At 59.6% G+C, this 18,388-nt stretch carries 14 protein-coding genes; 7 read left to right on the plus strand and 7 right to left on the minus strand.

Annotated features, from left to right (window positions below; genetic code table 11):
- Positions 1-12: 12 nt before the first annotated feature.
- Positions 13-2,931, minus strand: a complete 2,919-nt coding sequence (locus FGL65_RS08615) for a sensor histidine kinase (protein ID WP_147820812.1) — start codon at positions 2,929-2,931, stop codon at positions 13-15.
- A 930-nt stretch (positions 2,932-3,861) separates the two neighbouring features.
- Between FGL65_RS08615 and glnH the strand changes: the two genes are divergently transcribed.
- The 4 genes from glnH to FGL65_RS08635 all read left to right on the plus strand — a co-directional run bounded on the left by glnH (position 3,862) and on the right by FGL65_RS08635 (position 7,906).
- A complete protein-coding gene (gene glnH, locus FGL65_RS08620; RefSeq protein WP_147820813.1) occupies positions 3,862-4,611 on the plus strand; it encodes a glutamine ABC transporter substrate-binding protein GlnH in 750 nt (249 codons plus the stop codon).
- 76 nt (positions 4,612-4,687) lie between these two features.
- A complete protein-coding gene (locus FGL65_RS08625; RefSeq protein ID WP_147820814.1) occupies positions 4,688-5,353 on the plus strand; it encodes an amino acid ABC transporter permease in 666 nt (221 codons plus the stop codon).
- Between the two features lie 11 nt (positions 5,354-5,364).
- Positions 5,365-6,096, plus strand: a complete 732-nt coding sequence (locus tag FGL65_RS08630) for an amino acid ABC transporter ATP-binding protein (RefSeq protein WP_147820815.1) — start codon at positions 5,365-5,367, stop codon at positions 6,094-6,096.
- Positions 6,097-6,220: 124 nt separating this feature from the next.
- Complete coding sequence (locus tag FGL65_RS08635) at positions 6,221-7,906, plus strand: methyl-accepting chemotaxis protein (protein WP_147820816.1); 1,686 nt, start codon at positions 6,221-6,223, stop codon at positions 7,904-7,906.
- Positions 7,907-7,953: 47 nt separating this feature from the next.
- Here FGL65_RS08635 and FGL65_RS08640 read toward each other — a convergent pair whose 3' ends face one another.
- Positions 7,954-11,004: an EAL domain-containing protein gene (locus FGL65_RS08640; RefSeq protein WP_147820817.1), complete on the minus strand. Its 3,051-nt coding sequence runs from the start codon at positions 11,002-11,004 to the stop codon at positions 7,954-7,956.
- Between the two features lie 310 nt (positions 11,005-11,314).
- Here FGL65_RS08640 and FGL65_RS08645 point away from each other — a divergent pair, with 310 nt between their 5' ends.
- Positions 11,315-12,100 (plus strand): substrate-binding periplasmic protein, encoded by a 786-nt coding sequence (locus FGL65_RS08645; protein WP_147820818.1) that lies wholly within the window; start codon positions 11,315-11,317, stop codon positions 12,098-12,100.
- On the opposite strand, the gene FGL65_RS08650 is transcribed toward FGL65_RS08645, so the two are convergent.
- A complete protein-coding gene (locus tag FGL65_RS08650; RefSeq protein WP_147820819.1) occupies positions 12,093-12,392 on the minus strand; it encodes a hypothetical protein in 300 nt (99 codons plus the stop codon). The two genes, FGL65_RS08645 and FGL65_RS08650, sit on opposite strands and share 8 nt — an antisense overlap.
- Positions 12,393-12,560: 168 nt before the next feature.
- Between FGL65_RS08650 and FGL65_RS08655 the strand changes: the two genes are divergently transcribed.
- Positions 12,561-13,376 carry a tetratricopeptide repeat protein gene (locus FGL65_RS08655; protein ID WP_147820820.1) on the plus strand — a complete coding sequence of 272 codons (816 nt, stop codon included), beginning with the start codon at positions 12,561-12,563 and terminating at the stop codon, positions 13,374-13,376.
- Here FGL65_RS08655 and FGL65_RS08660 read toward each other — a convergent pair.
- From FGL65_RS08660 to FGL65_RS08670, 3 genes are read right to left on the minus strand one after another with little or no spacing between them, the layout of a single operon-like run.
- A complete protein-coding gene (locus FGL65_RS08660) occupies positions 13,373-14,344 on the minus strand; it encodes a glycosyltransferase family 9 protein (protein ID WP_147820821.1) in 972 nt (323 codons plus the stop codon). The genes FGL65_RS08655 and FGL65_RS08660 overlap by 4 nt on opposite strands.
- Complete coding sequence (locus FGL65_RS08665; RefSeq protein WP_147820822.1) at positions 14,341-15,072, minus strand: dienelactone hydrolase family protein; 732 nt, start codon at positions 15,070-15,072, stop codon at positions 14,341-14,343. Before FGL65_RS08665 ends, FGL65_RS08660 begins: the two co-directional genes overlap by 4 nt.
- Positions 15,069-16,616: a sialidase family protein gene (locus tag FGL65_RS08670; protein ID WP_147820823.1), complete on the minus strand. Its 1,548-nt coding sequence runs from the start codon at positions 16,614-16,616 to the stop codon at positions 15,069-15,071. The genes FGL65_RS08665 and FGL65_RS08670 overlap by 4 nt, the downstream gene beginning before the upstream one ends.
- Positions 16,617-16,733: 117 nt before the next feature.
- Here FGL65_RS08670 and FGL65_RS08675 point away from each other — a divergent pair, with 117 nt between their 5' ends.
- The gene (locus FGL65_RS08675; RefSeq protein ID WP_147820824.1) at positions 16,734-17,543 is read left to right on the plus strand and encodes a prepilin peptidase; all 810 of its coding nucleotides are present in this window, start codon (positions 16,734-16,736) and stop codon (positions 17,541-17,543) included.
- On the opposite strand, the gene FGL65_RS08680 is transcribed toward FGL65_RS08675, so the two are convergent.
- Entirely contained in the window at positions 17,544-18,296 is a 753-nt protein-coding gene (locus FGL65_RS08680; RefSeq protein WP_187170600.1) for a BON domain-containing protein, read from the minus strand.
- Positions 18,297-18,388 lie beyond the last annotated feature (92 nt).

The following is an 18,388-nucleotide window of genomic DNA, read 5'->3' on the forward strand; positions in this document are numbered from 1 at the left end:
TTTTTTTGCCTTTTACATGGGCTTGATAGGGATATCGAAGATGAAGTCGCTGCCCTTGCCCGGGAGGGATTCCACCCATATTTCCCCGCCGTAGCGGTTGATCAGCTCCCTGCAGATGGCCAGGCCCAGCCCGGTTCCTTCCTTTGCCCCGCTCAGGGTGTCGCCATGGCGCCGTTTCTGGAATTTTTCGAAGATCCGCTTCTGGTCCTTTTCCGGTATGCCGATGCCCGTATCCGAGACAATGAAGCGGATCACCCCGCCTTTTTGCTTGACCGTGATGCGCACCTCTCCCTTTTCCGTGAACTTGTGGGCGTTGTGCAGCAGGTTGATAAGCACCTGCTGCATGCGGTCCGGGTCCACGTAGATTTCCGGCAGGCCATCGGCCACGTCCAGGCTGAAGTGCACGGATGCGTCCTCCGCGAACTGGCCCATGACCGAATCATGGGCGGCCCTGGCAACTGCGCCCGGGGCGATCCACTCGTCGTTCCATTCCATGCGCCCGGATTCGATGCGGTTGAGGTCCAGGAAGTCGTTGATGAGCCTGGTGAGCCGTTCCCCCTCGCTTTTCACGATTTTCAGGTTCTGCCTGATGCGCTGGGCCTGCTTGCCGAAGGCCGGGTTTTCCTCGTCGCGGGGCGCGAAGTAGCGCTCGAAGTCCTTGAGGGTCAGCTTGGCGAAGCCCCGGATGGAGGTCAGCGGCGTGCGCAGCTCATGGGAGATGGAGGAGATGAGCCCCGACTTGAGCTTGTCCAGTTCCTTGAGCCGTTCGTTGGCCTCCTCCAGCTGCTTGGCCTTGTCCATGAGCTGCTTGGTGCGCTCCAGGACCATGGATTCGAGTTGTTCGTTGAGCCGGAACAGCTCCTCCTCGGTGCCCTTTTTCTCGATGGCCAGGGCCACCTGCTCGGAAACTGCGGTCATGAGCTTGATGTCCGCGTCCGAATAGTGGTCCTTGTCCGTATAGTGCTGCACGGCCATGGCTCCGATGGCCCGGCCCTTGATCGACAGCGGGACCCCCAGCCAGACTGCGGACGGCGTGCCCAGGATCTGAAGCTTCTGCTGGGCCTCCAGCCGTTCGGATTCCTCGCGGGTGATGAACAGCGGCTTGTTGGAGCGCACCACCTCCAGGGTCAGGCAGGGGCCCTTGATCTCGTCGAACTCTATGTCGTCGAAATCCGTGAAATAGGCGTCCACCTCGTCGCGGTGGTAGGGAAACAGGAGCTTCTTGTTCTCTTCGTCCGTCAGGGCGATGAAGAAGTTGGTGGCGTCGATGGCCTTGTTCAGGATGCCGTGGATGGTGGCGTAGAGCTCCTGCAGGTCCGAGGTGGTGCTGATGGCGTTGGATATCTCGTAAAGCACCTGGGTGGTGCGCTGGTTGGTCTTGCGCTCGGTGATGTCTTCGACAAATCCTTCATAATAAAGGAAATGCCCTTTGTCGTCGTAGACCATGCGCGAGGATTCGGAAACCCAGATCTTTGAGCCGTCCCTTTTTTTCAGCTGCACCTCGTAGTTGTGGATGCGGCCGTGTTTTTTCATGATTTCGGCCGTGGTCTCGCGGTCCTTGGGATTCACATAGAGCTGGGTCCTGATGTCCGTGACCTCGTCGATCATGGCCTGGGGACTGTCATACCCGAAGAGCGCGGCATAGGAATGGTTCATGGTCAGGAACCGGCCTTCGGGCGTGCTCTGGTAGACCCCTTCGAGGGCGTTTTCGAAAAGCGCCCGGTAGCGTTCCTCGGCCTGCTTGCGCAGGGTGATGTCGCGAACGGCGGTCACCCGTGTGGTCTTGCCGCGGAAGGAAAAGGTCTTGCCCTGGAATTCCACCGGGAAGGTTGTCCCGTTCTTTCGGATGCCCACCACCTCGTAAGGGGCCTCGTAGCCCATCTTGATGTGGTTGCGGATTATTTCCTTGTAATCCGCGGTGACGAAATCCGGGATGTAGCTGCCGGTAAATTCGCTGTGGCTGGCGCCGAACATTTCGCAGGCCGCATGGTTGGCGGCCAGGATCACTCCCTTTTCGGAGATGAGGATGCCCTCGAAGGTGGCCCTGGAAAGGGCGTTGTGCAGTTCCTCGCTTTCCTTGAGCGCCTGCTCCCCATACTTGCGGGCCGTGATGTCCGTGTGGGTTCCCGAGACCCGGTATGGCTTGCCCTCCTTGTTCTTGAGACAGCCGCCCCGGGAGAGGATCCAGCGCCAGCTTCCGTTCTTGTGCCGCATGCGGAATTCGGACTGGAACGGTTCGCCGGTTTCCAGGCAGTGGTTCAGGTTCATGACCGCCTGGTCCGCATCGTCGGGGTGTAGGCTGTCCAGCCAGCTTTGGTTCAGGTTGGGGAATTCATTACCTTCGTACCCCAGCATTTCCTTGTAGCGGGGGGAGTAATAGACCTCGTCCGACTCGATGTCCCAGTCCCAGATGCCGTCGTTGGCTCCCTGCACCACCAGGGAATAGCGTTCCTCGCTCTTGCGCAGCGCCTCCTGGATCTCCTTCATCTCGGTGATGTCCACCATGCAGCCGCGCGTGCCCACGATTTTTCCGCCGCGCTTGAGCACCTGCGGGTAGGTTTTGACGTAGAACATGGTGCCATCGCCCTTGACGGCCTTGAGGGTGCGCCCGGGGACGCGCTCACCGCGCTGCACCTTGTTGAAACGTTCGAAGGTGACTTCGATGTCGTCCGGGTGGATGAACTCCGTGACCTTCTTGTTTCGCCAGTTGTCGTTGGGCTTGGTGCCGAACAGGGCGTGGCACTCGTTGTTGACGTTGGTCAGCACTCCGTCCGGGTCGGTTTCGTAGGCCGCGATGGGCAGGTCCCTGAGCACATCCCATTCCTTGTCCAAACAGGCGGACAGCATCTTTTCCAGGTCCGCGACCTGTGCGTGCTTTTTTGTGAGCTCTTCAACGAGCTCCTGTTTGGTCTTCTTGCTCTGGCTGGTCATGTGCTGTTTCCGGTTGCAGGAGCGTACGCTTTGGAGACTATCTTAATCGGTCTGCAATATGAAGCCTGTTATTATTGTTCGGGAAGTCTGAGGCAGCGTGGGAGCAGGAAACTCCGGTTTCCCCGCCTCGCCTTTGTCTCTTTCCGTTTCTCCGGGGAGAGGCCTTGGTATCTATTTATAGAGATGGTCTTTCGGCGGTCACTCTGTTCAAGACTTCTTCTGCGGGCGGTATGGGGGCAGCGCTGCAAGTTCCTTTGGTTTTTCATCTCCTCAAAAGGCGTTTATCGACGTTTGTGGTGCTGCCTTTGCTCGGAGTTTCTCTGGGAGTGGTGGCAAATATGCTTTCGTTCAAGTGCTTTCGACGTGATATTTGTTTCATTTTTTTTGGGTTTGTTTGAGCAGTTTTGTTGTAACTGTTTTTGCCGAAACGAAGTGGAGATAAGCCGGGTGGATGTGTTTTGCTTTAGGATTGTTTTGCCAGGTTTTCTTGGGGATGAGGTTTCCATGATTGAGGCTGTTCCTTGTTCATGACGTGGTGTTGAATGTGTTGGCGACAGGTCTGCCTGCCGGGATATCGAAAGTGCTGGACTTGATTTCAGGAGGCTGATGGGTGTATGAGTCGCCTGCTTTCGTTTCAATTGAGCAAAAGTTTTTCATCGATTTTTGAATCTATCGGGTGCGGAAAAATCCATTTTTATTTTTGTTTTTTGGCGATAATGAAGACGTCGCGATGCAAAAAACTGAGGGAATGGAATTTGCCATCCATGATTATCCGATAGGGTATATTTCGAGATCTTGAAAAAAAATTGTTTTTAGTGCACAACTGTCCATCTACCGTTAGTGCCGGGAAAGGGGGAGTCGCCATTCCCCGGTGAGAGGGCCGTGCACTGCCGGAGTTCTTTGGAAACCAATCTATTTTGAGGAGGACGTATGAAACGCATCATTATCCTGATCGCCGCCATCGCCGTTGTTGCCATGATGATCGGCACCGCCTTTGCCGCAGACAAGCTCGTTGTCGCCACCGACACCAACTTCCCCCCGTTTGAATTCAAGGATCCCGCCACCGGCAAGCACACCGGCTTCGACGTGGAACTCTGGGACGCCATCGCCAAGGAAGTCGGTGTGGAATATGACCTTCAGCCCATGGACTTCAACGGCATCATCCCGGGCCTGCAGTCCGGCCAGATTGACGTGGGCATCGCCGGCATGACCATCAAGCCCGAGCGCGCCAAGGTCGTTGACTTTGCCGACGGCTACTACAACGCTGGTCTGCTCATTCTGGTCAAGGCCGATAACGCTGACGTCAACAGCATCGAAGATCTCAAGGGCAAGGTCGTTTCCACCAAGCTGGGCACCACTTCCGAAGACTTCGTGAAGAAGAATGCTCAGGCCGCGGATGTGAAGCTCTTCCCCAACAACGATTCCATGTTCATGGAACTCATGGCCGGCGGCGCTGACGCCGTCGTGTTCGACTCCCCGGTTATCGCGGACTTCATGAACAAGGCCGGCAAGGGCCAGGTCAAGGTCGTTGGTCCCCTGTATCAGGGCCAGTCCTACGGCATTGCCTTCCCCAAGGGTTCCGGCCTGGTCGTCAAGGTCAACGCCGCCCTCAAGAAGCTGCGTGAAAACGGAACCTACCGCGACCTGTATGTGAAGTGGTTCCAGACCGAACCCAAGTAACCGGCAATAATTATTACACTTCAGTGGAAGGGCGGCATTGTGCCGCCCTTCGTCGTTACGAATTTCGCGAGGAAATATGGCTTTCAACTTTGAACCCTCCGTGGTTGTCGAAACGTTGCCGCTGCTCATGCGCGGCCTGGAAATGACGGTCGTCATTACCATCGGCGGATTGTTTTTCGGTTTTGTTCTCGGGTCCGTCACCGGTCTCATGAAGCTTTCGCACAATTTTTTCGCGCGTAAACTTGCCGGTATATATATTGAATCCATCCGTGGGACACCCATGATCGTGCAGGCCTTGTTCCTGTATTTCGGCGTCCCCATGGCCTTGGGGATGCGCATTCCCCCCGTTGTGGCCGGGATCATTGTCATTGCCGTCAACAGCGGGGCCTACATAGCCGAAATCGTGCGCGGGGCCGTGCAGTCCATCAACCCCGGGCAGATGGAGGCCGGAAGGTCCATCGGCCTGACCAGCGGTCAGGCCATGCGCTATGTCATCTGGCCCCAGGCCTTCAAGCGCATGATTCCGCCTCTGGGAAACCAGTTCATCATCAGCCTCAAGGATACGTCGCTGCTGACGGTTATCGGCGTGGGCGAACTGACCCGCACCGGGCAGGAAATTGTGGCGGTGAACTTCCGGGCCTTCGAGGTTTATATCGCTGTGGCCATCGTTTATCTGGTCATGACCTTGAGCATTGCCAAGGGGCTCCGTGTTCTTGAAAAACGCCTTCAGATTGTGAAATAGGGGGAACCGAAATGATCAGAATTGAGAAATTGCACAAGAGTTTCGGCGACCTCAAGGTGCTCAAGGGCGTTGACCTGCACGTGAAAGCTGGCGAAGTGGTGGTCATTTTGGGGCCTTCCGGGTCCGGGAAGTCCACGGTCCTGCGCTGTATCAACAAGCTGGAAGAGCCCACTGCCGGGCGCATTCTGGTGGACGGCGACGACATCATGGATTCCAAGACCGACATCAACTACGTGCGCAGCGAGGCCACCATGGTCTTTCAGCAGTTCAACCTTTTCCCGCACATGACCGTGCTGCAGAACGTGACGCTGGGCCCCATCAAGGTGCGCAAGTGGAAAAAGGCCGATGCGGACCGGCTCGGGCTGGAGCTGCTGGCCAAGGTGGGGCTCAAGGACAAGGCCCACAATTACCCGGAGCAGCTTTCGGGCGGCCAGAAGCAGCGTGTGGCCATTGCCCGTTCCCTGGCGCTCAAGCCCAAGGTCATTCTCTTTGACGAACCCACCTCCGCCCTGGACCCGGAACTGGTCGGCGAGGTGCTGGAAGTCATGAAGCAATTGGCCCGCGAAGGCATGACCATGGTCGTGGTCACGCATGAGATGGGCTTTGCCAAGGAAGTGGCCGACAGGGTCATCTTCATCGACGAGGGCGTGGTGCAGGTGGACAAGGATCCGCAAGAGTTCTTTGCCAACCCCGACCATCCCCGGCTCAAGGATTTTCTGGGCAAGGTCGTCTCGCACATCTAGCGCAATCCGGACCTGTCTGGAGAGAACCCCGCTTCGGCGGGGTTTTTTATTTCTATAATACATGCGGCCTGAAAAAAGGCGTAGGTATGGGGAAGATGGGAAATCTAGAACTCCGGGGGAGACCATGTTGAGAAAATTATCCATCAACGCCCGCATGTTGCTGCTGACAGGGATCATGGCTCTGTTCACCTTTGCCTGCCTGTATGTCTTTACCCAGGGCGTCAGCTCCGTGGGGCGTATCGGAATCGACAGTTCCGTGGACGCCATGCTCAACGGGGAAAAGCGCAAGCTGCAAGTGGGGACGCACACCATTGCGGTGAGCCTTGGTGCGGCCATCGAAGGGAAATCGCCCGCCGAGCAGGTGGATATCATCCGCCGGCTGGTGGATGACATCCGGTTCGAGGAGGACAAGTCCGGATACTATTTCGTATACAAGGGCACCGTGAACGTGGCCTTGCCTCCCAAAAAGGAACTGCAGGACAAGGATCTCGGCAACCTTGCGGACAAGAACGGGGTCTATCTGGTGCGTGAACTGGACAAGGTAGCCAGGGACGGAGGCGGGTTTGTCGAGTATATCTGGCCCAAGCCCGGCAAGGGCGACCAGCCCAAACTTTCCTACGCCGAACTGATCCCCGGAACCAGCATGTGGATCGGCACCGGGGTTTACCTGGATAATGTCGAGGCGGAAAAGGGACGTATCGGCGGCCTGATCGACGATGTTACCGGCAGCTATATCTGGGGGATCGGCATCGCGGTCATTGGCTTTTTCGTCCTTGTCATCCTGCCCCTCAGCCTGTTTATCAACACCAGCATCGTCAGGCCGCTGGACGTTGCCGTGCAGGCGGCCGAGCAGGTGGCCCGAGGCGATCTGACGCGCACGTTCAACATCCAGTATGACGACCTCCCCGGCAGGCTCAACGCCATGCTCAAGCGCATGACCGAGCAGCTTCGCGATATTGTGGGCGAGGTGCAGCAGGGCGCGACCAACGTGGCGGGAGGCAGCAGCGAGGTGAGCGAATCCTCCAACGACCTTTCCGCGGGCGCATCCTCCCAGGCATCTTCCGTGGAGGAAGTTTCCGCAGCCGTGGAGGAAATGCTGGCCAACATCGGCCAGAACACCCAGAACGCCCAGGAAACCGAAAAGATCGCCTCCATGTCCGCCAACGACGCGGAAAGCGGCGGGGACATCATGCTTGAAGCCGTGGAATCCATGAAGGAGATTGCGGAAAAGATCGGTATTATCGAGGAAATTGCGCGCCAGACCAACCTGCTGGCTCTCAACGCGGCCATTGAGGCGGCCCGTGCGGGCGAGGCGGGCAAGGGGTTTGCCGTTGTCGCTGCCGAGGTCCGCAAGCTGGCGGAACGCTCCGGCACGGCCGCCGCCGAGATCAGCGAGCTTTCCACCCAGACCCTGGGCAAGGCGGACAAGGCCGGGGAAGTGCTCAAGAAGATGGTCCCGGACATCAAGAAGACCGCCGAGCTGGTTCAGGAGATCGCCACGGCGAGCATCGAACAGAACACTGGAGCCGAGGAGATCAACAAGGCCATCCAGCAGTTGGATCGGGTCATTCAGCAGAATGCCGCGGCTTCCGAGGAACTGGCGTCCACGTCCCAGGAATTGACGGGACAGGCCACGCAGCTCACCGATATCATGAACTTCTTCAATACCGGCCAGACCAGGGAGCGGCGCGTCGCCGCAACGAAGCGTCTCAAAGGGAAGACACCGCCCGCACTGCCGCAGCGGCAACCCCAGGAAGTGGAATCCGGGGGCGTGGACCTGGGCATGGACGAGGACTTCGAGCGTTTCTAGGTTTTCATGGATAAAGGAAGGAAGAGGCCCGCGTGAGCGGGCCTTTTTCATGATGCTGCAAAGGGTTGGCTCTTCAGTAGTTTCTCCAGATCCGCCGCTTTGATGGGCGGGGAGAAGAGGAAGCCCTGGGCATGGCCGCAGCCCAGTTTCCTAAGGGACTGGAGCTGCCTGGCGGTTTCCACTCCCTTGGCGACGGTTTCCACGTCCAGTGTCTCGGCCAGGGAGAAGATGGCGCTCAACAGGGATTCCCCCTCGGCGCGGTCGCTTTCCAGCAGCTCGGTGAACGCCTTGTCTATCTTGAGCTTCTTCAGCGGCAACTCCCTGAGTTGGAACAGGGAGGAGGGGCCGGTGCCGAAATCGTCCAGGGTGAACCCCACGCCCAGGGCGGAAAGTTCACGGATGATCGGAACGGCGGCCTCGGTGTATTCGAGCAGGGTCTGCTCGGTGATCTCGATTTCCAGGAGTTCGGGGACGAGTCCGGTGCGGTCCAGGATTTCGTTGACCTGGCCCACGAGCGTGCCGCGCGTGAGGGGCTGGGCGGAAAGGTTCACGGAAAGGCGGATGTTCTCGTGCCCGGCCTCCCTCCATGCGGCGCACTGGCTGCAGGATTCCTCCAGCACGTAGAGGTCGATGGCCCTGATGAGCGAGGTGCCCTCGGCAAAGGGAAGGAACTCCGCGGGTTGGGCCAGGGTGCCGTCCGGCTTGCGCCAGCGCACCAGGGCCTCGACTCCGGTTATCTCCCCGCTGTCGAGGTCGACCTGGGGCTGGTACCATACTTCCAGCCGGTCGTTTTCCAGGGCCTGATGCAGGTCCGACTTCAGTTGCATCTGGCCCATGGCCTGGCCGTTGAGGTCCTGGGTATACAGGCTGACCATGCCCTTTCCGGCGGTCTTCGCCTTGAACAGGGCCAGGTTCGCATTGCGCATGATGGATTCGGGCGTATCCCCGTCCAGGGGATAGATGGCAATGCCGATGCATACGGTCAGGTACAGCGGGCTTTCATCCAGGTCGAAGGCCTCGTCGAACAGTTCCAGGACCTTGTGGGCCAGTCCGGTGATGTTGGCGGTATTCGAGGATACTTCCGTCAGGATGGCGAATTCGTCCTTGGTCAGGCTGCCCACGGTGTCGTTGCTGCGCAGGGAGTCCTGGAGGCGTTCCCCCACCATCTTCAGAACCCGGTTTCCGGCCTCGAAACCGTGCTGTTCATTGACGGCGTGGAAATCGTCGATATCCAGAAACAGGACGCCCGCCAGGGATTTTCTTCTTCGGGCGCTGTGCATGGCGTGCAACAGCCGTTCGCGGAACAGCTGCTGATTGGGCAGGCCCGTGTTTTCGTCGTAAAAGGCCTTGTGCGTCAATTCCTGTTCGGTCTGCTTCCGGTCCGTGATGTCCAGCAGGGAGGCGATGCTCATCTTGGTGCCCGGGAACAGGGCCACGGTCAGCTCCACGTTGCGCGTTTCCCCCTTGCCGTTGATGAACCGGGTCTCGTAGCGCTTGGGGACAGAATGCTCGTCCTCGCGGCGCATGGCGTGGTATTCCATCATCCAGCGGACATCGTCGGGGTGGAAACACTTGGTCCAGCTCAGACCGGATTCTATCTGCTCGCTGCTGTAGCCGGACATGTTGTAGAATTCGCTGTTGCCCAGGGCAATGGTGGTGTCCTCGTTGACGATGACGCTGGCCGTGCCCGTGTTCATGAAGATGGTGCGGTAGCGGTTTTCCGATTCCTCCAGGGCCTGGCGCGTCTTTTCCTGCTCGGCGATGCTCACGAAGGTTTCCAGCAGGAGCGGCACTCCCTTGCGCGTGATGGGAATGACCGATTTGAGAATGGGGATCTCGCTTCCGTCCGCCGTCCTGAGCAGTCTTTTGCGCTGGTCGTAGGGCTGGTTCAGGTCCAGCACCGGGCATGCGCCCTGTTCGTTGGGGCAGACGAAACCGTGACACATCTTGCCGATGATTTCCCCGCACGGGAGGCCGATCATGTCGCAGGCATAGGGATTGGCCTCCACGATTTCCCTGTTTTCCACGGATACCAGCAACACGCCCACCTGGAGCGACTGCATCATGTTTTCCAGAAACCGTTCCTCTTCCTTTGTCTGCTGGAGCATGCGGTTGACGTCCCGGGCCAGGCTCGTGATCTCGTCGTTGCCGGGGATGGCGATGTCGTAGGCCTCTTCCGGATTGCTGGCCACCTTGGTGGCCTGCCTGGCCAGCAGGGAGATGCGGCCGAGTATACGGCGTTGGAGGAGCAGCATCGCCAGGCTGCCCAGGACAAGGGAGGCGAGACTGATCAGGGCGAAGTTCAGCCGGACCAGCCCCTGCCCCGCCCTGGATATGTCGGTGGGTTCCCGGAGGGTCAGGGTCAGTGCGGGAACGCCGTTGATGTCGTGCAGGACGGAGCGGACGTTGATGTATCCGTTTTCGCGCCAGATACGCGACTGTTGATCCTGTGCGTCATCGCGTTTCTTCGCGATGTCCACATGAAGATTGATATGGGCGTTTTTTGCGGCCCCTTCCAGGGCGGCTGTTTCCAGTATCCGGCCCATGAGCAGCCAGCCTCGATGCGGGCCCTGCTCGTTGCTGGTGAGGATCTGCTCGCAGGCCAGGATCCAGACGACGTCACCCATCTTGGCGATGCCGTTGAATCCCTTGCCGGTGAACCGCTTCCCCCAGGGGGCCACCCGGCTAAAGACGAAGTCCTCGAAGTCCCAGGGGATGGGGGAGAAAGAGTCCGCACCGGTTTCCAGGTAGGCTCCCCAGACCACCTGCCCCATGGTGTCGTAAAACCCGATCAGGTTGAGCCCCGACGAGTGGAAGGTCGAGGGAGGAAGGTTGGATTCGATGAATTCCTCGTTTTTGTCAGTGATGAATTGGTAGGTGTCGTCCCACCAGGCCCAGTCGCGCACCAGCGTGTTCAGAACGCGCGATTGCTGCACCGGGATGGACCTGGCCCGCTCCATGTCGCCCTGAAGATGTCTTTCCTCTATATCACGGAAGCGCGGGAGCAGGGTGAGCGTCGATGTGCAATAGATCACCGAGACAAGTATCCCGAATGCGAAAAGGAGAATCAGGAAGGTTGTCTTGCGCAATGACAGCATGCCGATCCCATGGTTCAGGTTCCAAGCCAAAAACAGCCACTTATGGAATCGTTACGCATGATTGTGCCCGGTTTCAATTATTTCCGCTTTTAAAACGATTGCTTTTCTGGATGGGACCGCCCGATTCTGCGAATATAATGTTCGGGGCGTCTGGCATGTGTTCCCATACAATGCGGTCGCACGTGCGAATGGATTCGGGCGGCCCGGCAAACCTCGCAATGAGGGTTGCCTTGATGGCGAGGCGCCGGTAAGCTGTGCAATGGCTGGTGTTCATCGTGAAAACAGGTCTTTTGCTGGTCCGGGATAGGTCATGAAAATAATTGGTATCCTCTGTTTTTTTCTTGTGTTTTTGTGTTCGGCTCCGGCCGGGGCGCGGGCTGAATCCATCACCCTGTCCGCGGACGAATGGTGTCCGTACAACTGTGGGGTCACGGATCCGCTCAAGGGATATGTCTTGGATATCGCACGTGAGATCTATGGCAAGGAAGGCATTGACCTGCGCTACGTGACCACCTCGTGGGAGGACGCCCTCCACAAGACCCGGGCGGGCGTGTACGAGGGGGCCATAGGCGTTGCCAAGAGCGAGGCCCCGGATTTTGTTTTTCCGGACCAGGAAGTGGGGCGGAGCGGCAATGTCTTTTTTACCACGGTGGAGAGTTCGTGGACGTTTACCGGGTTCGATTCCCTTGCAGGGCGGCGGCTCGGCGTGAGCCGGGATTATTTCTACGGCGAAACCATGATGCAGTATCTTGAAAAGGCCGTGGAGGGGGTGGATGTCATCTATGCCCTGGGCGCGCAGCCCCTGCGGGAAAACCTGGAGCGCCTTGTGGACGGTCAGATAGACATGATTCTCAGCGATGCCAATGTGCTGCTGTTCACTGCGCGCGACATGGGCCTGGCTGGAAAGATTCGTTCCGCAGGCTCCGTGGGTGAACCCGACCCGGTCTATGTCGCCTTTTCGCCCAATCTGCCCCGGGCGCGGGTCTATGCGCGCATGCTGGACGACGGCATGGCCAAGCTGCGCAGCACCGGAAAGCTCCGGGAGATCCTGCAGCAATACGGGCTCGAGGATTGGCGCGAGTCTCCGCTCAGATGACGGATTCCATGTCCGGGAAGATCCTTTCCTCGTCGTACAGGCCGGGGTGCTGTTTTTCGAGTTCGGCCATGGTTGCGAAGTAGCCGTCCCAGCCCCTGGCTTCATCGAATTTCCGCTTGTCCACGAAGACCTTGAATATGGTTCCCCTGGGGCATTTGGTCATGTTCAGTTCCAGGACCCCCTTGGGAGTGGTTTCGGTCCAGAATGCGGACCATGCGGTTCGGTCTCCCTCGGTTTTCTTGTACTTTTCAAAGTAGGCCTCGAAAATGGCTTCGATTCTTTTCCGATCCATGGTTCCTCCTTTGCCCCAGCATGGCATGAAACGGTCGTGAAGCCAACGCGGTTCCAGCTTTAATTCCCCTTGTAAACGGGTTGATTGTTGGGCTGGCCTCACGTATTTTTAGACGGGTTTGGTATAATTCAGTGGATAACGGTTTCCCTGTTTTGCGTGAAGGATGATATGCCGGAAGAAAGCAAAGAGTACGAGGTGATGGGGGTTTATTCCCACAGTCCCAAATATCAGTACCAGTTCGGGGAACGGACGTCCCGGTACAGACACGGCACCTATTGGTTTGTGCGCAGGATAAACGAGCGCAACTACGAGGTGCAGCCCCTCAATGCCCACAACATCCCCTCCGGCGTGCGCAAGGTGGTGGATCGGGAGACCTTCCTGAAATACTACACCCCGGAACTGGAGTATTACCGCAACAACATGATTCCCTGCCTGGAATCCCTTCACAAGAAGGTCCGTATGGGCAGGCGCTATTTCAACCTCGGCAGGCTTGACGAAGCCGAACGCTCCTTTTGCGAAGCCATCATCATGCACGACGAGAATGTGGACGCCAACATGGGGCTCGGCGGCGTGTACGCGGAGCAGCGGGAGTTCTCCAAGCTGCGTCAGCTCATCGACAAGCTCGTTACCATTGACGAGGTTTTTCGCGAGGAGCAGCGGCACAAGTTCAACGCGTTCGGCATAGATCTGCGCAAGCGCGAGCTTTACGACGACGCCATCCGGTTCTACCGCAAGGCCCTGGAGGTCAACAACAGGGACGAGCACCTGCATTTCAACATTGCCCGGGCCTATCACGGCAAGGAGGACCTGGAAATGGCCGGGCAGCATCTCAAGCTGGCCCTGCGCATCAATCCCCGGCTGCGAGAGGCCGAGGCGTTCCTTGTCTCCATCCGGCGCGAACTCAGGAATCAGCAGAGCGACCGGGACAAGGAGCGGGAATGGAACCGGCAGAACAAGAAACCGGGCTCCATTTCCCTGGATTAGTCTTTTCCCATTTCGTCCAGTTTTTTCAGAACAGCATCCAGAACCGTTTCCACGGGCATGTCCCGGACATCGACGCCGGGATCCCCGGAGTTGAGGTTGGTGTGCATGTCCGCCAGGGGGCGCCAGTTCTGGTAGGTGTGTTCCGCGAGAATGGCCACCATGGGGGCGTCCACGGCCGCGGCCAAGTGCATGGGGCCCGTGGAGCTGGTGACCATGAGGTCGCAGGTCTTCATGAACGCGCCCAGTTGCTCCAGGCTGCCGCCCGGGTAGCGGATGCAGCGGGCCGACCATGCAAAGCCCTCAAAGAGTTCCGCGTCGCCGGGTCCTCCGATGACGTAGACTTCCACCTTCCGTTCGTCCAACAGTCGTGTGGCCAGTTCCCGGAATTTTTCGGCCGGCCAGCGGGTCTGCACCTTTTTGGCGTTGCCGATGAACATTCCGATGCGGCGCAGGCCATCCTGCCGGGGGAAGCGTTTTCGCGCCTCGGCGGCAAGGCTCTCGGCGACCGGGAAGACCTGGGATGTGTCTGTTGAGGGCGCGCCCAGAGCCTCTGTGAGTCGGAGCTGCTTGTGCACCATGTGCTCGTTGGAAATGTCCGGTATTGTGAACGTATAGGATTGTTTTGTCTTCTTGACGTCATACGAGGCGCGCATGGGAGCCCCCGTGCACCGGGCCAGGAAGGCCGCCGTGCTGGATTGGGCGTTCAGGCTGATGACCCAGTCGTAGCGGGTAGCCCACAATTTGAGGAGCGCCATGGGCCAGCTCCAGATCTTGTTGGGGTGGAACACATAGACGTGGTCCAGGTGCGGGTTGTTGTGCACCACCGTGTGGTTGCCCTGGCTGGCCGCCATGTCGATGCGCGCATTCGGGAACTGTTCCCGCAGGGCGCGTATGGCCGGGGTGGTAGTGAACATGTCGCCGATGCGATCTATGCGCACGATCAGTATTTTTTGGGGATCGGTATTCATTCGGTGTTGTTCGTTAAAAGTTCCGAGTAGAAGCAGAGCAGGGCCTTCCAGGCGCGCATCGCGGTTTTTGGACAATATGCCGATCCCGTGGCCGGGTCTTCAGCCAGGGTCTCGTTGGAAAAACCGTGACCCGCATCCGTGTGGAGCTGGATGCGGCAGTCCACTCCGGCCGTGCGCATTTCCTCGGCAAGGACCGGGATTTCCTCCATGGGCACGACCTTGTCCCGAACTCCGTGCATCACGAGAATGGAGCCTTGAACCTTTCCTTTCGCGCACGGGTGCGGGGTGTTGAGATACCCGTAAAAGCTCGCGCTGCCAAGCAGCGGTGCGCCGGACCGGGCCAATTCCAGCACCGCGCAGCCGCCAAAGGAGAATCCCAGGGCCAGCAGCCGGTTCGGGTCCGCGCACGGGCTTTGCGCCAGGGCCTGCAACCCGGCCCGGGCCCTTTGCCGCATGAGCATCCGGTCCTGCCGGTAGATGCGGGAATATCGGCTGGCTTCGGCGGCGTCCCGGGGGCGCACCCCCTTGCCGTACATGTCGCAGGCCAGCACCGCATAGCCTTCGGCGGCGAGCCGGTCCGCGTGGACGAGCACATATTCCCCGATGCCCATGAATTCATGCACCAGCAGCACGCCGGGGCGGGGGGCCTCCGTCGCCGCGTCCACGACCAGGATGCCTTCCAGCGGGGTTCCATCGTGTACGTAGGCCAGGGGCGTACGGGTGATCATGCGAAATCCTCTTCCGAGAAGAACGTTCCCAGTATGCGTGCGGATTTTCCGGGCTGGTAGCCTTCCTCGTCGCTGCCGCCGTGATGGTAGGCGCACAGCAATCGTCCGTCGGGCAGGGAGACCCACCCGGAATAGCCGAAGTCGCCGGGATTGGCGTCCCGGTCGTTCTTGAGTTCCAGCACGTGGTCGCGTTTCCACTGATCGGGCAGGCCGTCTTCGGATTGCCAGCTCCAGGAGTACTTCCGGTGGTAGCCCGGTTCCTCGGTCTGCAGACGGACCCGTTTCCAGGTGCAGTCCACGGCGTTGTCCTCAAAGGGGTACGGCGCGCCGAACAGGATGGGGCGCGTTTCCGCGTCGTCGCCGGGCACGTCCAGGGCCAGGCGTTCCTCGCCGTTGACCAGCAGGGAACACCGACCCCTGTCGTAGGCCAGCCGGATGACATTGAAACGCCCCTCGGGCAGCGGGACGCCTTCCGGGCTTTCCATGTCTTCGCGGGCGGGCCGGGGAACGATGCGGTCGGGGAAGAGCATCCACCACAACCCGGCAAAGCGGAGGCCGCAGCCGTTTTCGCCGGCCAGGTCCACCCTGACCTCGACCTCCATTTCCGCCGTGGCGTGGCGCGGATCGGTGAGGGGGCGCAGGGCATAGCGCACCACTTCCTCGGCTCCCGGCCCGGAAACCACGCGCAGCCCCTCTTCGGTCAGGCTGGGCGCGCCCGGGGCATGGCCGTGCACCCGGAAGTCGTCCAGCTCCTCCAGGCTGCCGAGCCATGCGGCCGTGCCCCGGTCCGGTCCCACATCCCGGTAGGTGACCAGCAGTTTCCCCGAGGGAGTCAGCCCCAGGGTGGGGCGGTGTCCTATGAGCGGGGTGGGGCGCGGATCGCTCCAGGTGTTCCCGTTGTCGCTGCTTACGCAGAGGTACATGGGTTCGTAGACGAAACTGTTTTCACGCAGCAGGGCGATGATGCGGCCATCCTCCAGCCTGCACATGGAAGCCTCGCACAGGACCAGGTTGCGGTCGTTGGCCATGACCGAAAGCGGTTTCCAGACCTGGCCGCGGTTTTCGGAGATATAGACCATTTGCTCGGCCGGGGCCTGGCGGATGGCCGGGTGGGCATGGGTGCCCCGGTGGGAGTGTGCGGCCGTGAGCAGGGTTTCGGCGTCGATCTCCAGAACCCTGTCGATGAGCCCGTGCTGAATGCCCGAGGTCTTGACCTCAGCCCAGTTGTTTCCGTTGTCGCTGCTCCACAGGGCGGCCTTGTGCATGTCTTCCAGAAGGAGGATGTGCCCGTCGCCGAGCCGGGTCAGCCGGGGGCAGTGGCTGCGTTCGGAACGCACGATGCGCGGCTCGGACCAGGTGGCACCGTTGTCGTCGCTGTGTTTGGTCAGCAGGAAGCGGCGGTTGCCCACGTGCTGGTCGTATTCGTTGTAGGCCACGATCAAGCGCCCGCTTGGCGTGGCGCAGATGTCCGGAAAGCAGAGATAGTGTCTCGCTCTCCGGTCGATGACCACGTGGCGCTTGGCGTTGTCGCTGATGCTCGGCATGGCGTTCTCCTTGGTTCCCTTGTGCGGGGCATGAAAATGCGGTAGCTCTCAGAGAGTCCGTCAACCGGTTATTCATGCAGGAAAAAAACACGATCTTCAAGTCGCAAGGCAGGTGATATGGAAACCCCGATGCCCTGGATCCTGGGGCTCTCCCCTTCTTTTTCGGTGCCTGTCGCCGCCGTGCTCGGGCTGGTGCTCGGAAGTTTCTATACGGCCTGCATCCATCGTTATGTCGCGGAACTGTCCCTGATACGTCCGCTCCGTTCCTTTTGCCCGCATTGCGGGACATCCCTGGCCTGGTACGACAATCTGCCCCTGCTGAGCTACCTGCTTCTCCGGGGGCGCTGCCGTCATTGCAAAAGGCCCATAGGGCTGCGGTATCCGGCGGTTGAATTCCTGTCCCTGGCCTGGGCCGTGGCCCTTGTCCTCAAGTTCGGCCTTTCCCTTCCCTGGCTCATCTACATGGTTTTCGGCGGCCTGTTCATCGTGGGCAGTTTTATCGACTTCGAATTGTATATCCTGCCCAATCGGATCACCCTGGGCGGCGCGGTGCTGGCCCTGGCCGTTCAGGCGTTTTTCGGCTGGGCCGCTCTAAAGGGGGCCCTGGTGGGGGCTATGGCCGGAGGCGGCTTTTTCTGGGTATTGCAGCAGGGCTATCGCATTGTCCGAAGGGAGGAGGGGCTGGGCACCGGGGACGTGAAGCTCATGCTCTGCATCGGGGCCCTGGTGGGCGTGGGCGGGCTGCCCATGACCATACTTGCGGCCGCGGTCTCGGCCCTGGCCGCCAGCGTGGTCTACATGCGCCACCCCGACGGCAGCGGCGTTCGGACCCGCATCCCGTTCGGCCCGTTCCTGTGCCTGGGGGCCATGCTCCATATCCTGGCGGGCAACGAGGTCCTGGCCTGGTATTTTTCCCTGTACCGCTAGCTAGCGTCCCCGGTCCGTCCTGTTGGACTCGGCCAGGGTCATGGGCGGTTGGGCGCTCTTTTTTTGCGCTGCCGCCGGTTTCTTTTTTGTTTTGGACGCCAGTTCCGTTTTCACGGCCTGCGGGGCCCTGGCCGCCTCGGGATGCTTGAGGAAGGAGATCACCTTGTGGACCCCCTCCACCTGCTGGGCCTGGGCAATGATCTTGCGGCGTTCCTCTGCGTCGTTAATGACCCCGAGCAGGATCACGTCGCGCTGGACGACCTCCACGCGCACCGGGGTGCTGGTCACGTCCATGTCGGCCATGAGCCGGGCCCGAATCTGCGAGGACAGGAGATAGTTCCGGGTGGTGGAACCGTCTTCCGACGCCTCGGAAAGGTACAGGCGGCGAATGACGCGTTTCTTGTCTGGAATGGCGTCCATGATCTTCATGACCTCCCGCAGCTCCTCCTCGCCATCATACTCGCCCACAAGATAGACCTTGCCGTAGTAGCAGTAGGGCGTGACGCCCACGGGATCGACCTTTTTGTTCTTGATGAATTCGGCCTTGATATGGCCTTCCAGCAGGGCGTCCTTCATCTGCTGGTTCGTGCTGCGTTCGTCCACGGCGGTTTCGTAGGCGCAGGTGGTTCCGTCGAACATGGAGGAAAAGTAGGTGGGCGCGCCGGGAATGAATCCGATCATGACCGGAAGCGCGGAACAGCCACCCGTCGCCAATGCGGCGGCCAGCAACAACGCAGGCAATGCGGCTCTCATGGTGTGCTCCCCATTTGAGTTGACCCGATGGAAGGGATAAGCAACTTTCCTGCCAGCAAAAAATGCCGCCCTCGGCCCGTGATCACGGTGCC

Origin of the sequence: Salidesulfovibrio onnuriiensis (assembly GCF_008001235.1) — a bacterium.
In the GTDB taxonomy this organism is placed as follows: domain Bacteria; phylum Desulfobacterota; class Desulfovibrionia; order Desulfovibrionales; family Desulfovibrionaceae; genus Pseudodesulfovibrio; species Pseudodesulfovibrio onnuriiensis.

Bases quoted from the DNA above. Each gene is read 5' to 3' on its own strand.
- FGL65_RS08615 (WP_147820812.1), bottom strand. From the start codon at position 2,931: ATGACCAGCCAGAGCAAGAAGACCAAACAGGAGCTCGTTGAAGAGCTC.
- FGL65_RS08650 (WP_147820819.1), bottom strand. From the start codon at position 12,392: ATGGATCGGAAAAGAATCGAAGCCATTTTCGAGGCCTACTTTGAAAAG.
- FGL65_RS08680 (WP_187170600.1), bottom strand. From the start codon at position 18,296: ATGAGAGCCGCATTGCCTGCGTTGTTGCTGGCCGCCGCATTGGCGACG.
- FGL65_RS08655 (WP_147820820.1), top strand. From the start codon at position 12,561: ATGCCGGAAGAAAGCAAAGAGTACGAGGTGATGGGGGTTTATTCCCAC.
- FGL65_RS08670 (WP_147820823.1), bottom strand. From the start codon at position 16,616: ATGCCGAGCATCAGCGACAACGCCAAGCGCCACGTGGTCATCGACCGG.
- FGL65_RS08640 (WP_147820817.1), bottom strand. From the start codon at position 11,004: ATGCTGTCATTGCGCAAGACAACCTTCCTGATTCTCCTTTTCGCATTC.
- FGL65_RS08630 (WP_147820815.1), top strand. From the start codon at position 5,365: ATGATCAGAATTGAGAAATTGCACAAGAGTTTCGGCGACCTCAAGGTG.
- FGL65_RS08645 (WP_147820818.1), top strand. From the start codon at position 11,315: ATGAAAATAATTGGTATCCTCTGTTTTTTTCTTGTGTTTTTGTGTTCG.
- glnH (WP_147820813.1), top strand. From the start codon at position 3,862: ATGAAACGCATCATTATCCTGATCGCCGCCATCGCCGTTGTTGCCATG.
- FGL65_RS08665 (WP_147820822.1), bottom strand. From the start codon at position 15,072: ATGATCACCCGTACGCCCCTGGCCTACGTACACGATGGAACCCCGCTG.
- FGL65_RS08625 (WP_147820814.1), top strand. From the start codon at position 4,688: ATGGCTTTCAACTTTGAACCCTCCGTGGTTGTCGAAACGTTGCCGCTG.
- FGL65_RS08660 (WP_147820821.1), bottom strand. From the start codon at position 14,344: ATGAATACCGATCCCCAAAAAATACTGATCGTGCGCATAGATCGCATC.
- FGL65_RS08635 (WP_147820816.1), top strand. From the start codon at position 6,221: ATGTTGAGAAAATTATCCATCAACGCCCGCATGTTGCTGCTGACAGGG.
- FGL65_RS08675 (WP_147820824.1), top strand. From the start codon at position 16,734: ATGGAAACCCCGATGCCCTGGATCCTGGGGCTCTCCCCTTCTTTTTCG.